This window comes from Streptomyces sp. NPDC018019, from assembly GCF_044327805.1.
Taxonomy (GTDB): domain Bacteria; phylum Actinomycetota; class Actinomycetes; order Streptomycetales; family Streptomycetaceae; genus Streptomyces.
On record NZ_JBIRGD010000002.1, the window covers coordinates 290,473 to 304,598 of the forward strand.

The 14,126-nt window shown below is 75.2% G+C and carries 9 protein-coding genes; 1 reads left to right on the top strand and 8 read right to left on the bottom strand.

Annotated elements, in window-relative coordinates; genetic code table 11:
• Window positions 1-35: 35 nt before the first annotated feature.
• The 8 genes from uvrA to ACH4FX_RS04520 all read right to left on the bottom strand — a co-directional run bounded on the left by uvrA (window position 36) and on the right by ACH4FX_RS04520 (window position 12,627).
• Entirely contained in the window at window positions 36-2,504 is a 2,469-nt protein-coding gene (gene uvrA / locus ACH4FX_RS04485) for an excinuclease ABC subunit UvrA (protein WP_398475048.1), read from the bottom strand.
• Between the two features lie 79 nt (window positions 2,505-2,583).
• Window positions 2,584-3,864, bottom strand: a complete 1,281-nt coding sequence (locus ACH4FX_RS04490; protein WP_398475050.1) for an NAD(P)/FAD-dependent oxidoreductase — start codon at window positions 3,862-3,864, stop codon at window positions 2,584-2,586.
• Window positions 3,861-4,055 (bottom strand): ferredoxin, encoded by a 195-nt coding sequence (locus ACH4FX_RS04495; RefSeq protein WP_003982798.1) that lies wholly within the window; start codon window positions 4,053-4,055, stop codon window positions 3,861-3,863. The genes ACH4FX_RS04490 and ACH4FX_RS04495 overlap by 4 nt, the downstream gene beginning before the upstream one ends.
• 44 nt (window positions 4,056-4,099) lie before the next feature.
• Window positions 4,100-5,329, bottom strand: a complete 1,230-nt coding sequence (locus tag ACH4FX_RS04500) for a cytochrome P450 (protein WP_398475052.1) — start codon at window positions 5,327-5,329, stop codon at window positions 4,100-4,102.
• 137 nt (window positions 5,330-5,466) lie between these two features.
• Entirely contained in the window at window positions 5,467-9,153 is a 3,687-nt protein-coding gene (locus ACH4FX_RS04505; RefSeq protein ID WP_398475054.1) for a hypothetical protein, read from the bottom strand.
• Window positions 9,154-9,320: 167 nt separating this feature from the next.
• A complete protein-coding gene (gene trpS / locus ACH4FX_RS04510) occupies window positions 9,321-10,424 on the bottom strand; it encodes a tryptophan--tRNA ligase (protein ID WP_398475504.1) in 1,104 nt (367 codons plus the stop codon).
• Window positions 10,425-10,662: 238 nt separating this feature from the next.
• Window positions 10,663-11,289 carry a TetR/AcrR family transcriptional regulator gene (locus ACH4FX_RS04515; RefSeq protein WP_398475056.1) on the bottom strand — a complete coding sequence of 209 codons (627 nt, stop codon included), beginning with the start codon at window positions 11,287-11,289 and terminating at the stop codon, window positions 10,663-10,665.
• 162 nt (window positions 11,290-11,451) lie between these two features.
• Window positions 11,452-12,627, bottom strand: coding sequence for a CapA family protein (locus tag ACH4FX_RS04520; protein ID WP_398475058.1), 1,176 nt, complete (start codon window positions 12,625-12,627; stop codon window positions 11,452-11,454).
• A gap of 166 nt (window positions 12,628-12,793) precedes the next feature.
• Here ACH4FX_RS04520 and ACH4FX_RS04525 point away from each other — a divergent pair, with 166 nt between their 5' ends.
• Complete coding sequence (locus ACH4FX_RS04525) at window positions 12,794-13,741, top strand: aminoglycoside phosphotransferase family protein (protein WP_398475060.1); 948 nt, start codon at window positions 12,794-12,796, stop codon at window positions 13,739-13,741.
• Window positions 13,742-14,126 lie beyond the last annotated feature (385 nt).

A 14,126-nucleotide genomic window follows, 5' to 3' on the forward strand; every position in this document is an offset into this window, starting at 1 on the left:
TGTCGCTGGGTTGACCTGGGTACATTAACCGACCGTCACCGGCCCGCCGACCGCGCCCCGGACCGCTCCCCCGCGGCAGGTGGGCCCGCGAGGCGCCGCGCCAGGTAGGCCGCCGTACGGCTGTCCGGCGACGCCGCCACCTCGGCCGGGGCCCCGGCCGCCACGATGCGCCCGCCCGCCGTGCCGCCGCCCGGCCCCAGGTCGATGACGTGGTCGGCGCCCGCGACCACCCCCATGTCGTGCTCGACGACCACCACGGTGTTGCCCGCGTCCACCAGCCCGTGCAGCTGCCGCAGCAGTACCTCGGTGTCGGCCGGGTGCAGTCCGGTGGTGGGCTCGTCCAGCAGATAGAGGGTGTGGCCGCGGTGGGCGCGCTGGAGCTCGGTGGCGAGCTTGATGCGCTGGGCCTCGCCGCCGGACAGCTCGGTGGCGGGCTGCCCCAGCCGCAGGTAGCCCAGGCCCACGTCCTGGAGGGTGCGCAGGCTGCGGGCGGCGGCCGGTACGTCGGCGAGGAAGTCCGCCGCGGTGTCCACCGTCATGCCGAGCACGTCGGCGACGGTGCGGCCCCGATAGGTGATCTCCAGGGTCCCGGGGTTGTAGCGGGCGCCGTGGCAGGCGGTGCAGGGCGCGTACGTACCGGGCAGGAAGAGCAGCTCCACGGCGACGAAGCCCTCGCCCTGGCAGGTCTCGCAGCGCCCGCTCGCGACGTTGAAGGAGAAGCGGCCCGCCGTGTAGCCGCGGGCGCGGGCCTCGTCGGTGGCGGCGAAGACCTTGCGTACGGCGTCGAAGAGGCCGGTGTAGGTGGCGAGGTTGGAGCGCGGGGTGCGGCCGATGGGCTTCTGGTCGACGCGGACCAGGCGGTCCACCGCCTCCAGGCCCTCGGCGGCGGCGAGCTGTGCCCGTGCGGCGCCCTCCTCGTCCTCCTCCGGCCCGGCGCCGAGGTGGTCCGTGACGGCGTCCGCGAGGACCCGGGTGACCAGGGTGGACTTGCCGGACCCGGAGACGCCGGTGACGGCCGTGAAGACGCCGAGCGGGAAGGCGGCGTCCACCGAGCGCAGGTTGTGCAGGGTGACCCCGTGCAGGGCCAGCTCCCCGGTGGGCTCACGGGGCGGGCGGGCGGCCGGCGGCGCGTCATCGAAAAGGAAGCGCCGGGTGGCGGACTCGGTGACCCGCGCGAGGTCCGCGACCGGCCCGCTGTGCAGGACCCGCCCGCCGTGCTCGCCCGCCTGCGGCCCGACGTCCACGATCCAGTCCGCCTGCCGCACGACGTCCATGTCGTGCTCGACGACGAAGAGCGTGTTGCCCGCTTCCTTGAGGCGGCCGAGGACGGTGAGCAGCGCCTCGGTGTCCGCCGGGTGCAGGCCCGCCGAGGGCTCGTCCAGGACGTAGACGACGCCGAAGAGGCCGGAGCGGAGCTGGGTGGCCAGCCGCAGCCGCTGGAGTTCGCCGGCGGACAGGGTGGGGGCCGCGCGGTCCATGCTCAGGTAGCCGAGGCCCAGCTCGGTGAGCACGTCGATGCGGGCGACCAGGTCCCGGGCGAGGGCGGGCGCCACCCCGTCGTCCGCGGCCTCCGCGGTGGGCCGCAGCAGCTGGGCGAGACCGTCCAGCGGCAGCGCGGACAGTTCCGCGATGTCGTGTCCGGCGAAGGTGACGGCCAGCGCCTCGGGCCGCAGCCGCCGCCCGCCGCAGGCGGGGCAGGGCGCGGAGACCAGGTACCGCTGGACGCGCTTGCGCAGCGTCTCGCTCTTGGAGTCGGCGAAGGTGTGCAGCACGTAGCGCTTGGCGCTCTGGTACCGGCCCTGGTAGGGCCGGTGGATACGGCCCGCTTCCCGTACGGGGTGCACGGTGACGACGGGCTGCTCGTCGGTGAACAGGATCCAGTCCCGGTCGGCGGCGGGCAGGTCGCGCCACGGCTTGTCGATGTCGTACCCGAGCGCGGCCAGCACGTCCCGCAGGTTCTTGCCCTGCCAGGCGCCGGGCCAGGCGGCGACGGCGCCGTCCCGGATGGACAGCGACGGGTCCGGGACAAGCGACTCCTCGGTGACCCGGTGGACGCGGCCCAGCCCGTGGCACTCCGGACAGGCACCGGCCGCGGTGTTCGGGGAGAAGGCGTCGGAGTCCAGCCGCTCCGGCGCGTCGTCAGGGTACGTGCCGGCGCGCGAGAAGAGCATGCGCAGGGTGTTGGACAGGGTGGTGACGGTGCCGACGGAGGAGCGGGAGGTGGGGGCCGAGCGGCGCTGTTCCAGGGCGACGGCGGGCGGCAGCCCGGTGATGTCCGCCACCTTCGGGGCGCCCACCTGGTGGATCAGGCGGCGGGCGTAGGGGGCCACCGACTCGAAGTACCGGCGCTGCGCCTCGGCGTAGACCGTGCCGAAGGCCAGCGAGGACTTGCCGCTGCCGGAGACGCCGGTGAACACCGTGACGGTGTCCCGCGGGATGTCCACGTCGACGTGGCGGAGGTTGTGCTCACGGGCGCCGCGCACCCGGACGTACGAGTCGGTCATGCCGTCCATGATCGGTCACCGGTGAGCGGCGGCGCGGGCCCGTCCCCGTGGTCGGGGCGGGACGGGCCCGCGGCGGCCGTCACGCGAGGGCGTTGCGTACGCCCTCGCGGGCCTCTTCCCAGGGCGCGGGCGTGGCGATCAGCGCCCGCAGGCCCCTGACCCGGCGGGGCGGCAGCCCGATCGCCAGCACGCCGGTGGCCTGCCCGTCGCGCCCGTAGAGCGCCACGGCCGTCCGGGACGCCGCGTCCAGGACCGTGGCCTCGGACCGGTCGGCCCCGCCGAGCACACCGTACGCCTGGATCTTCAGACCGTACTGGTCGGACCAGAAGTACGGCACCGGCGTGAAGGGGCGGCGCTCCCGGCCCGCGGCCGGGGCCAGGACCCCGTCGTCCGGCAGGGTCTCCGCCAGCTCGGCGAGGAGGTTGCGGGCGGCGGCCATGCCCTGCTCGGTGGCGTTCATCCGGTGCTCGACGCGCAGGTCGCGCCCGTGCACCGGGTGCTGCCAGCGGGCCACGTCACCGGCGGCGTAGACGCCGGGCGCGGCGGCGCAGTACGCGTCGCAGCGCAGCCCGTCGGTGGTGTCGAGGGCCGGGTCGCCGTGCAGCCAGCCGACGGCCGGTTCCGAGCCGATGGCGACGAGCACGGTGTCGGCGGGGAGCCGGGTGCCGTCGGCCAGCCGTACGGCGGTCACGTGCCGCGCCGGCCCGTCCCCGTCCGCCGTCTCGAACCCGTCGACGGCGGCGGTGAGCAGGCGCACCCCCCGCTCCCGGTGTTCGGCCGCCAGCAGCTCGCCGATCCGCGGCCCGACCGTGCGGGCCATCGGCAGCGCCTCGCGCCCGACGAGCGTGACGTCGTGGCCCAGCTCCCGGGCCACGGCCGCGGCCTCGCAGCCCAGGACGCCGTTGCCGACGACCACGAGGCGCCGGTCCGCACCGGACAGCCGCTCCTTGAGGGCGAGGGCGTCCTCCAGGGTGCGCAGCGTGTGCACACCGTCGAGTCCGGCCGCCGCCGGGAGGGTGCGGGCCGCCACGCCGGTCGCGACGATCACGCCGTCGCAGGCCAGCCGCTCGCCGCCATCCAGGGTGAGGGTGCGGGTCGCGGTGTCCAGGCCGGTCGCCCGGGTGCCGAGGCGCAGGTCGAGATCGAGCGCTTCGAGCTGGTCGGCGGCGCGCAGGTGCAGCTTGGCGGGCTCCCAGGCGCCCTGGAGGAGCTGCTTGGACAGCGGCGGCCGGTCGTAGGGCGGGTGCGGTTCGTCACCGACGAGGGTCAGGGTGCCGGTCCAGCCGAAGCGGCGCAGGGCCTCGGCGGCGGCGAGGCCCGCCGCCGAGGCGCCCACGACGGCGATGCGGCGGGGACTCACTCGTCCACCTTGATGACCGCGGCCGGGCAGATGGCGGCGGCCTCACGGACCGCGTCGTGCTGGTCGGCGGGCGGCGCGGCGTCCAGGAGGACGACGATGCCGTCCTCGTCACGCTGGTCGAAGACCTCGGGGGCGATCAGGACGCACTGTCCGGCGGCGCAGCACTTGTCGGCGTCGAGGGTGATGTTCATGGCAGGAGACTCCTGAGCGGGAAGGTGGTGGGCGGGACGGGGTGTCACCAGGTGACGGGCAGCGTGTGGCAGCCGTAGATCGCCATGTCGCTGCGGAAGGGGATCTCGTCCACGGGCACCGCGGGCCGCAGGTCCGGGAAGCGGCGCAGCAGGGTGCCGATGACGACCTGGAGTTCGACGCGGGCCAGGGCCTGGCCGAGGCACTGGTGGATGCCGTAGCCGAAGGCGACGTGGTGCTGGGCGTTGGGGCGGCACACGTCGAGCGTGTCGGGGTCCGCGAAGACCTCCGGGTCGCGGTTGGCGGACGGCACGGCCACCACCACGCCCTCCCCGGCCCGGATCAGCTGCCCGCCGATCTCGACGTCCTCGGTGGCGGCGCGGCGCGGCCCGTTGCGGATGATGCTGTGGAAGCGCAGCAGTTCCTCGACGGCGCCGCGGATCAGGGCGGGCTCCGCGCGCAGCCGGTCCGCGGTCTCCCGGTCGCGCATCAGGGTCAGCGCGCTCAGGCCGATCATGTTGGCGGTGGTCTCGTGGCCCGCGATGAGCAGCAGGGCGGCGAAGGCCACCACGTCGTCGTGGGTGATCTCGCCCGGGACCTGCTGCTCGGTGATCAGGCGGCCGAGGATGTCGTCGCCGGGCGCCGCCTCCTTGGCGCTCACCAGCCGGTGCAGGTAGGAGCGCAGCTCGGCCCGCGCGCTCTCCCGTTCCGCGTCGGTGACCGTACGGGACAGCAGGGTGCCGGTGAGCCGCTGGAACAGCTCGTGGTCGTCGTACGGGACGCCGAGCAGCAGGCTGATGACGAGCGAGGGCACCGGCAGCGCCAGCGCCTCGACGAGGTCCACGTCCTGGCCGGCGCGCTGCTCCATGGCGTCGCACAGCTCGTCGGTCAGCCGCTGGATCTCGGGGCGCATGGCCTCGACCCGCTTGACCATGAACTCCCGGGTGACCATGCGGCGCAGCCGGGTGTGCTCGGGCGGGTCCATGCGGATGAAGCCGCGGTGTTCGGTGGTGGCGCCGCCGGTCATGCCGCTGAGCGGGTAGCCGGGGCGGGTGGTGTCGGAGCTGAAGCGGGTGTCGCCGAGGATCGCGCGGATGTCGGCGTAGCGGGTGGCCAGCCAGGCCTCGGTGCCGTCCGGCAGCGAGATCTTCGACAGCGGCGCCTCGGTCCGCAGCCGCGCGAACTCGGCGGGCGGGTCGAACGGGCAGCCCTGCGGCGGCTGCACGGGCAGCGGCGGCGCCGGCGCGGGGGCGGGGGAAACGGGAGAGGGGGTCATGTCGCTCCTTGGGAGCACGCGGGCAGGGGCGTGCGCCCGGTGTCGGACGTTCACCTAACGCCCGTAAACTTACATGCGTAACGCACGGCTGCGACGGGCGGGGGTGGGGTGGTGGCGGCAGTCTCCCGGCGAGCGGCTCAGCACAGCTTCCGGTACGGCACTTCGGGGATGTAGGTCTCCCAGTCGGCCCGGGACAGCGAACCGCCGGCGCGGCGGCACGCGTCGGCGACGAGGGCCGCCGGCGCGATCTGGTAGGCCGTCAGCGGGACGTGCTGGCCGGCGGCGTACAGCGCCGTGCCGTCCGGACCGAAGGTGAGGGCCAGAATCTTGTCGCCCGGTGTCGGCAGGGCGGAGCCGAGCGGCTGCTGGGAGGGCACGTCCCACAGTTGCAGGCTGCCGTGCGAGCCGGCCACGGCGAGCGTCCTGCCGTCCGGGGAGAAGGCCAGGGCCGAGACGGCCTCGTGCCGGGGCTGCTGTGATCTGCCGGTGAAGGCGGGGAGTTGGCCGAACCGGCGCCGGATCTCGCCGTCCCACACGGTGACGTGGCCCGTCTCCTCCCCCACGGCGAAGGAGTTCCCGGTCGGGCTGAACGCGTACGCCGTGTCCTGCCGGGTGAGCCGGCGGGGCGCCGGGGACCCCGCGGGCAGCCCGACGATCTCGCCCCGGGTGACCAGCAGCCGTCCGTCAGGGCGGACGGTCATGGGGGAACCGCCGGATACGGGCAGGGATTTCGTGCGCCGCCGGCCGCCGATGTCCCACACCTGGACCGAGCGGACCGACGAGGTGATCAGCCGGGAGCCGTCCGGGCTGAGGACGGCGCCCTCGGTGGGGCTGTTGTCCTGGCCCCCGGTGACGGCGGTGAGGTCGCGGTGTCCGGGCACGTCCCGCACCGCGACCCGGCCGGGGGCCAGCTTCCCGTTCTCGGCGTAGTCGCCGCTGACGCCGTAGGCCAGCCGCGTGCCGTCGGCGCTGAAGGACAGCAGCTCGTCCGGCTCGATGCGCAACTGGCCCTCGCGGCGCGGTGTCTGGGGCGGCAGCCGCATGTCGGAAGGGCGGTCCACGACCTTGCCGGACCGGGTGTCCCGCGTCTCGAAGCGCGCCGTCGGGCCCTGGGTCCACACCAGGCCCAGCAGGCGCGCGTCCGGGCTGAACGCCGCGTTCTGCGCGGCTGCCGGAGCCCACCGGGAAGTGGCCGCGGAACCGAGGTCCAGGGTGCGCACCTGGTTCGCGGCCAGGTAGCGCAGCGTACCGCCGTCGAGGACGATGTCGGCCGGCCCGTCGGTGCCCATGGCGCCCCGGAACACCGGGTGATCCGGCTGGTCGGCGCGCCACACCAGGATCTCGCCGGGGCTCCGGCCGAGGAGGAACCTCCCGTCCCGGCTGAACCCGACGGCGCCCAGCGGGGACTGGGCGATCTTCGGGAGCTCCCGTCGCGTCGTCAGGTCCCACCGGCGCAGGCCGTCCCGGGTGACCAGCGCGAAGGTCCGGCTGTCGGGGCTGAAACGGGCGTTGAGCGGGCTGCACGGATCGCCCGCGCCCTGCCCCGGCCACGGCGCGGGCAGCCGCTCGCCGCGCCGGACGTCCCACAGCTCGATCCCGCCGCCCGGCGGGCACACGGCCAGCAGCCGGTCGTCGGGGCTGACGGTCGCGACGCTCTCCCACTCACGGCCGCGGCGCGGGGACGCCGGGCGCTCGAAGACGCGGCGCTGCTCGCGGACGTCCCACACCTGCACCGCGGTCCCGGTCTGGATCGTCAGCCGAGCGCCGCTGGGGCTGAACTCGACGTTCCACTGGCCTCTGGCGTCCAGGGGCCGGCCGGTCATGCGCTGGGCGGCGATGTCCCACAGGGCCAGCCGGCGGTCCCGGAGCTGGAAGACGGCCAGCCGCGCGTCCGGGCTCACCGCGACCGCCGTCATGGCCACGTCACCGGGCCCCCGGGCCGTCCCGGTCTTCCGGCGGGCGCGCACGTCCCAGGTGGTGATGTGCCCGGGCGCCGCGGTGACCACGGTCCGCCCGTCGCCGCTCAGGAACGCCAGGGCGTCCCGGTCGGCCACGTCGAGGCTGTCCACCAGGGGCTCGGTCCAGGCGCCGGTGAGCGCCGACCGGGTCTCGGCGGTCTCGGCGATCTTCCACGCGGCGACGGACAGCTGCCGTGCCTTGCCCGGCTCGTAGGCGCGCAGGCTCTCCGCCACCGCCGCGATCCGGCGCGCCGCGGCCTGCTCCTCCCGCGCCCGGCTGGCCCGGCTCTGCTGCCAGGCCAGGACACCGGCCACCAGCGTCAGGGTCACCAGGACGGCCACCGCGCCGACGACGGCCCTGCGGCGCCGGGCCTCGCGGCGGCGGGCGGCGGCCCCGGCGGTGAGGAAGTCCCGCTCCGACGCGGTGAGGTCGGCCGGGTCGGTGAAGGCTTCCCGGGCCGCGGTCAGCTGGGTGCCCCGGTACAGCGCGCCGGCGTCCCGGCCCAGCCGCTCCCAGGTACGGGCCGCCTCGGTCAGCTGCCGGTGCAGCCGCAGCCGGTCGCGGTCGGCGTCCACCCAGGACCGCAGGCGCGGCCAGGCGGTGATCAGCGCCTCGTGCGCGAGGTCGACGGTGTCCTCGTCCAGGGTGATCAGGCGGGCCCTGGCCAGGCGTTCGAGGACCACGGTGATGCCCGGCGAGGTCGCCGCGTCCAGTTCGGCGCGGTCGGCGGGCCGCCGGGTGTCGTGCGCCCCCTCCCCGGGTGTGACCAGCCGCAGCAGCGCCCAGCGGGCGAGCCGGGCCTGCTCCGGGGAGAGCTGGGTGTACAGGTTCTCGGCGGTCCGGGCGATGGCGCCCTGCACGCCGCCGACGGCCTCGTACACCTCCAGGGCCAGTGTCCGGCCGCGGCGGTGGCGCCAGGTCTCCAGCAGGGCGTGCGAGAGCAGCGGCAGGCCGCCGGGCTGGTCGGCGGTCTCCTCGATGAGCCGGTCGGTCAGCGCCCGTTCGACGATCAGGCCGTGTGCCGCGGCGGGTTTGACGATGGCCTCGCGCAGCTCCGCGGGGCTCATCGGGGTGACCGGCACGCTGGTGTGGCGCAGTGCCTCGGCCAGGGTGCGGTGCTGGAGGCAGTGGCCGTAGAAGTCGGCCCGCAGGCCCAGGACGACGCGCAGCCGACGCGCGGGGTCCTGGGCTTCGAGCAGCAGGTCGAGGAACCGGGCGCGCTCGGCCGGGTCGCGGCAGAGCGTGAAGACCTCCTCGAACTGGTCGATGACCAGCCAGGTGTCGCCCGGTCCGGCGGCCGGGGCGAACAGCTGCCGATGGGTGCCGAACGGCCGGGCGCCGGGGGTGAACGTCCGGATGGCGGCCGGGCGCGGACCGTCGGCGGGAGCGTGCCGGAGGCGCGGGATGAGCCCGGCGCGCAGCAGCGAGGACTTGCCGCTGCCGGACGGTCCCAGGACCGCCACCAGCCGGTGCCCGCCCGTCAGGCGCAGCAGTTCCTCGGTGAGCCGCTCGCGCCCGAAGAACTTCTCCCGGTCGCCGGGCTCGTAGCGGGCCAGTCCCTGGTACGGGCGGTCCGTCTCGCCCTGTGCCGTCCGGACGAAGGTCTCCTCGGCGAGGCGGTGCCAGCGCTCCGTCCACTCCCCGGCGTCGCCGCCGCACGCCTCCACGTACGCCCGGGTCACCGCGAGCGAGGGCAGCTGTTCGCCGGAGGCCGCCCGGGACAGCGTCGCCACCGAGTAGGCCACCCGTCTCGCCATGTCCCGGTAGGTGAGCGGACCGGCCTTGCGCCGCAGTTCCCGCAGGTCGTGGGCGAACCGCTCCACGGGCCCCGCGTCCGGATCCAGCGGCCTCTCCTTGCGCCCCATCCGGCCCTCCCGCCCAGCAGCCCGCATCCCCCGGCGGCGGTCACGTTAGGCAGCCCGCGCAGCGCCCGGCAAGGAGCTTCCCCGCCGAACCCGCGCCACCGCCCCGACCGGCCGCCGGAGGCACCGGCCGGGGCGGACCGGTGCCTCGCCGCGCCCGTGCGGCGCTCTCAGCAGTGGCCGTTCATGGCCCGGCGCACTTCGTCGAGAGTGGCGTCGGCGATCGCGTTGGCGCGTGCCTCGCCCTCCCGCAGCACCTGGCGGAGATATCCGCGGTCCTGGGCGTAGCGGGCGCGGCGGGCGCGGATCGGCGCGAGGTGTTCGTTGACCGCCTCGGTGACGTGCTTCTTCAACGCGCCGGCTCCCGCGGAGCCGATCTCGTCGGCGACCTGCCGCGGGTCGCGGCCCTGGCAGAGGGCGGCCAGCAGGACGAGGGAGGACACCTCGGGGCGGTGGACCGGGTCGTAGGTGATGTGCCGCTCGGAGTCGGTCCTGGCGCCCTTGATCAGCCGGGCGGTCTCGTCGGCGCCGGCGGCCAGCGCGATGGCGTTGCCGCGGCTCTTGCTCATCTTGGTGCCGTCGGTGCCGAGCAGCAGCGGCGCGGGCGACAGCAGGGCCTCCGGTTCGGGGAAGACGGCGGTTCCGTCGCCGTAGCGGTCGTTGAACCGGCGGGCGACGGTGCGGGTGATCTCCAGGTGGGGCAGCTGGTCCTGGCCGACCGGGACGAGGTTCGCCTTGCAGAAGAGGATGTCGGCGGCCTGGTGGACCGGGTAGGTGAACATCAGCCCGCTGACGGAGGACTGCCGCGAGTGGGCGATCTCGTCCTTGACGGTGGGGTTGCGGTTCAGTTCGGCGACCGAGACCAGGCTGAGGAACGGCAGCAGCAGCTGGTTCAGCGCGGGCACCGCGCTGTGGGTGAAGACGGTGGCCCGGGCCGGGTCGATGCCGGCCGCGAGGTAGTCCAGGACCAGGTCCTCGACGTGCCGGGGCAGGTCGTCGGCCACGTCCCGGTCGGTGAGGACCTGGTAGTCGGCGATGAGGACGAACATCTCGACGCCGAGGTCCTGGAGGCGGACCCGGTTGTGCAGCGTGCCGAAGTAGTGGCCGAGGTGCAGCCGGCCGGTCGGGCGGTCCCCGGTCAGCACCCGGAAGCGTCCGGGCGTCTCCTGGATCAGTTTCTCCAGCACCGCGCTGCGGGCTCGCGCGGCGGACGCCCCGGTCGTGTCGGCGGGCGCCGCGTCCGTACGGCCGGCGGGTGCGGTGGTGTGCGGCATGGGGTTCACGGGTTCTCCTGGTGGGTGGGGGCCGCCGTCAGGACGGCAGCTGCACCCCGGTCCAGGGAACGCGAAGGGGCCGTCCTTGCGAACGGCCCGGTCATGCTGGGAAGTGGCCGCTCCTACGGGGAGCGCCACCAGGCCAGACACGACGAACGATGCATGGGACAACTGTAACGGGCCGTGGGCGGGCCGGTCAGGCGGCCCCCCGCCGGGCCGTCGTCCCCGCGGCTCCGTCTCAGTCCTCCCGCTCCACCAGCAGGTGCAGGATCTCGTCCACGAAGCGGTACAGCCGCCCGGTGTCCTTGCGACTGGGCATGACCTGCCACAGCATCACCCGCCCGTGCACCGACGCCCACAGCACGTACGGCGCCTCCTCGCGGGCGCCCCGCACCCGCCACCCGGCGGCCTCGCAGGCGGTGAGGGCGTCGTGCAGGCCCCGCACGAGCCGTCCCGCCGGGTGCCCGGCCAGGCGCTCCGGTTCGACCGGCGTCTGCCGGGTCTCGTAGAGCAGGCGGTACTTGGCGGGGTGGTCGACGGCGTAGCGGCAGTACGCGCGCAGCTGGGCGCGGAGCAGGTCCAGCGGGTCGTCGGTGCCGGCCGCGGCCGACGCCTCGGCCATCGCCGCCGTCAGCCGTTCGTAGCTGACCTCCAGCGCGGCCCACACCAGCTCGGTCTTGTCGGCGAAGTGCCGGTAGATGCTCGGCGCGGCGACGCCCGCCTCGCGGGCCACCGCGCGCAGCGACAGCGCGTCCTCGCTGCCCACCTCTTCGAGGAGGCGCTCGGTGGCGCGCAGCAGCTCCTCCCGCAGGCGCTCGCCCTGTCCGCGCGGATTGCGGGGCCGTACGGCCGCACCCTCACCCACCGCCGTTACGCCCCTTCCGCGTCCCGTACCGTCGTCACCGTCCGCCGGGCGCAGCGGCCGCCCGGCGTGCCCGCGTCCGTCGTGCGCACGACCTGCGCGGGCCGTTCTCAGGGTTTCACATCGCGGAACGGTCCCGGGCCACGCCGCCGGGCCGGGCGCCCCTCACCCGCTCTCGGTCAGCCCGTCGGCCTCCGCGCCCCGGCTGAGGACCGCCTCGCGGATGCCCTGGCGCACGTCCGCGAACTGCCCGGTGGCGGCGAGGTTGACCATGCGCAGCGGCGGCCCGTGGGCGGAGAGCTGCGGGACGAACTCGGCCTTGGTGACCCGCCAGCGCCGCCCCTCCCCGGCGGGCGGCTCGAAGCGGAAGCGGGCGATGGTGCCCCAGTTGCCGCGCGGGCTCTCCATGATCCCGGCGATCTGGTCGCCCATGCCGTAGACGACCCAGGTGCCGGCCAGCTTCTCGTACGGCTGCGGGGTGTGCGCGTGGGTCCCGATGACGAGGTCGATGTCGGGCCGGCCGCCGGTGCGGGCCCCGGTGAGCGCCTTGGCCACCTTCAGCTGCTGCGCGTCCGGGGCGGTCTGGTACTCGGTGCCCCAGTGCGGGCTGACCACGACGACGTCGGCGCCGGCCCGGCGGGCGGCCCGCGCGTCCGCGATGATCCGGCCGGTGTCGATGACGTTGACGGACCAGGGCTTGCCGGGCGGGAGCGGCACGCCGTTGGTGCCGTAGGTGTACGAGAGCTGGGCCACACGCGCCCCGCCGGGCGCCTTCAGCAGCGCGGGCCGGCCGGCCTCGGCGGCCTCCCGGGCCGAGCCGGCGTGCTTGATCCCGGCCCGGTCCAGCACGTCGAGGGTGCGCCGGACGCCTTCGGCGCCGTCGTCGAGGGTGTGGTTGGAGGCCGTGGAGCAGGAGTCGTAGCCGGTGGCCCTGAGCGCGTCGGCGACCTGGGGCGGCGCCTTGAAGGCGGGATAGCCGGTGAACGGCCCGCCGTCGGGGCCGAAGGGCGTCTCCAGATGGCAGATGGCCAGGTCGGCGCCCTCGATCACGGATTTCACGCCGGCCAGGATGGGCCGGTAGTCGTACCCGTCGCCCCCGGCGTCCCGGCGCGCCGTCTCCAGCACGGAGGGGTACGAGGCGATCACGTCGCCGGAGGCGGCGAGGGTGAAGCCCGCGGAGGCCCGGTGGCCGGAGTGCTGGGGCGCCCCGGACGCGGCGGAGGGGGCACGGCTGCCGGGCCCGGACGCGGGGGCGGGCCGCCCGGCGTTCTGCTGGGCGGCGCAGCCCACGGCCAGCGCCATGAGGAGGAGGGCGGCGCCGTACGGTCGGTGCAGGCTCATGCCCCACCCATAACAGCGTAAATAGTGTGATAAACGGATTGCATGCCCCGCCGCCACCGGTGGCCCCGCACCGTCCCCCGACCGGGTCGCACCGGCTCGCGCGCCCGCCCGGTGCTCGCGGACAATCCGTTCGAGCCGGGCCCCGGAGCGCGGTTACGCTGCCCGGATGGCCCGAGCCCCGCTGAGCGACGATCTCTTCCCCGCCGCCCTTCCCGTATACGCCACCGTGGGACGCACCCCTGCCGGACGGGAGTGGCTCGACCGGCTGCCCGCCACCGTCCGGGCCCTCCAGGCGGAATGGGACCTGCGGCTCGGAGCGCCCCTGCACGGCGGCAGCTGCTCGTGGGTCGCCCCCGTGGAGCTGCCGGACGGCGGCGAGGCCGTGCTCAAGGTGACCTGGCCGCACCGTGAGGCCGCCGGGGAGGCCGCGGCCCTGCGCGCCTGGGAGGGACACGGAGCCGTACGGCTGCTACGGCACGACCGGGAGCGCTACGCGTTGCTGGTCGAGCGCTGCACCCCGGGCGGGGAACTGGGCGACAGCCCGCTCCCCGCGGCCGAACGGCTGCTGCTGGCCGCCGGTCTGCTGCGCGACCTGTGGGCCGCGCCCGCCCCGCCCGACGGCGAACTGGAGCGGGTCGCCGATGTGTGCGGTGAGTGGGCGGACACGGTCGAGGAGCGCATGGCCCGGCTGCGGCCCGGCTACGACCCCGGACTCGTCCGCCTCGGCACCCGCCTGCTGCGCGAACTCCCCGCCACCGCCGGCCGCGAGGTCGTGGTGCACGGCGACTTCAACCCCGGCAACGTGCTCTCCGCCCGCCGCCGCCCGTGGCTGGCCATCGACCCCAAACCGATGGTCGGCGACCCCGGTTACGACCCCTGGCCGCTCCTGGAACAGATCGACGACCCCTTCGAGCACCCCGACCCACGGCCCGTGCTGCGCGAGCGCTTCGCCCTGGTGGCCGACGCCCTCGACGAGGACCCGGCCCGCCTGTCGGCCTGGGCGGCGGCCCGCACCGTGGAGAACGCCCTGTGGTGCGCCGACCACGGCGACGTACCGGACGGCGCGGAGGAACTGGAAGTGGCCGCGGCACTGGCCTCGTTGGCGGGACTGTGAGGGGCGCCGCCCCGGCCGTACGCGCCCCGGCCCGGCTGGGAGCCTGTGTCTGCCCCCGGCCGGGCGCCCGCCTCCCCCAGCTACCGCTGGGAGGTGCCCCCAGGCACGCACGCTCGCGGCGCCGAGACGGAGCGCAGCAAAGTGCACCAGACGGCGTGCGCTGCTCCGACCGGGGGGACAGACACAGGCGCTCAGAACCCGTACCTGACCCCAGTTCGCGGGATCGTTGAGACTGATTGAGACGCTGGTGACGGAGGGCTTCGGCCTCGGGTTGCCGTGGACCTGGTAGCGGGAAAAGGCTGCTGAGCTGGTGCTGCATCCGGCCTTCGCGGTTGTCACCATCGCTGGTCCGGGTGAACCCTGGCCCTTCGGCTGTTCGTTCGCC

Coding starts and splice junctions, on each gene's coding strand:
- ACH4FX_RS04525 (WP_398475060.1), top strand. CDS start 12,794: ATGGCCCGAGCCCCGCTGAGCGACGATCTCTTCCCCGCCGCCCTTCCC.
- trpS (WP_398475504.1), bottom strand. CDS start 10,424: ATGCCGCACACCACCGCACCCGCCGGCCGTACGGACGCGGCGCCCGCC.
- ACH4FX_RS04495 (WP_003982798.1), bottom strand. CDS start 4,055: ATGAACATCACCCTCGACGCCGACAAGTGCTGCGCCGCCGGACAGTGC.
- uvrA (WP_398475048.1), bottom strand. CDS start 2,504: ATGACCGACTCGTACGTCCGGGTGCGCGGCGCCCGTGAGCACAACCTC.
- ACH4FX_RS04500 (WP_398475052.1), bottom strand. CDS start 5,329: ATGACCCCCTCTCCCGTTTCCCCCGCCCCCGCGCCGGCGCCGCCGCTG.
- ACH4FX_RS04520 (WP_398475058.1), bottom strand. CDS start 12,627: ATGAGCCTGCACCGACCGTACGGCGCCGCCCTCCTCCTCATGGCGCTG.
- ACH4FX_RS04505 (WP_398475054.1), bottom strand. CDS start 9,153: ATGGGGCGCAAGGAGAGGCCGCTGGATCCGGACGCGGGGCCCGTGGAG.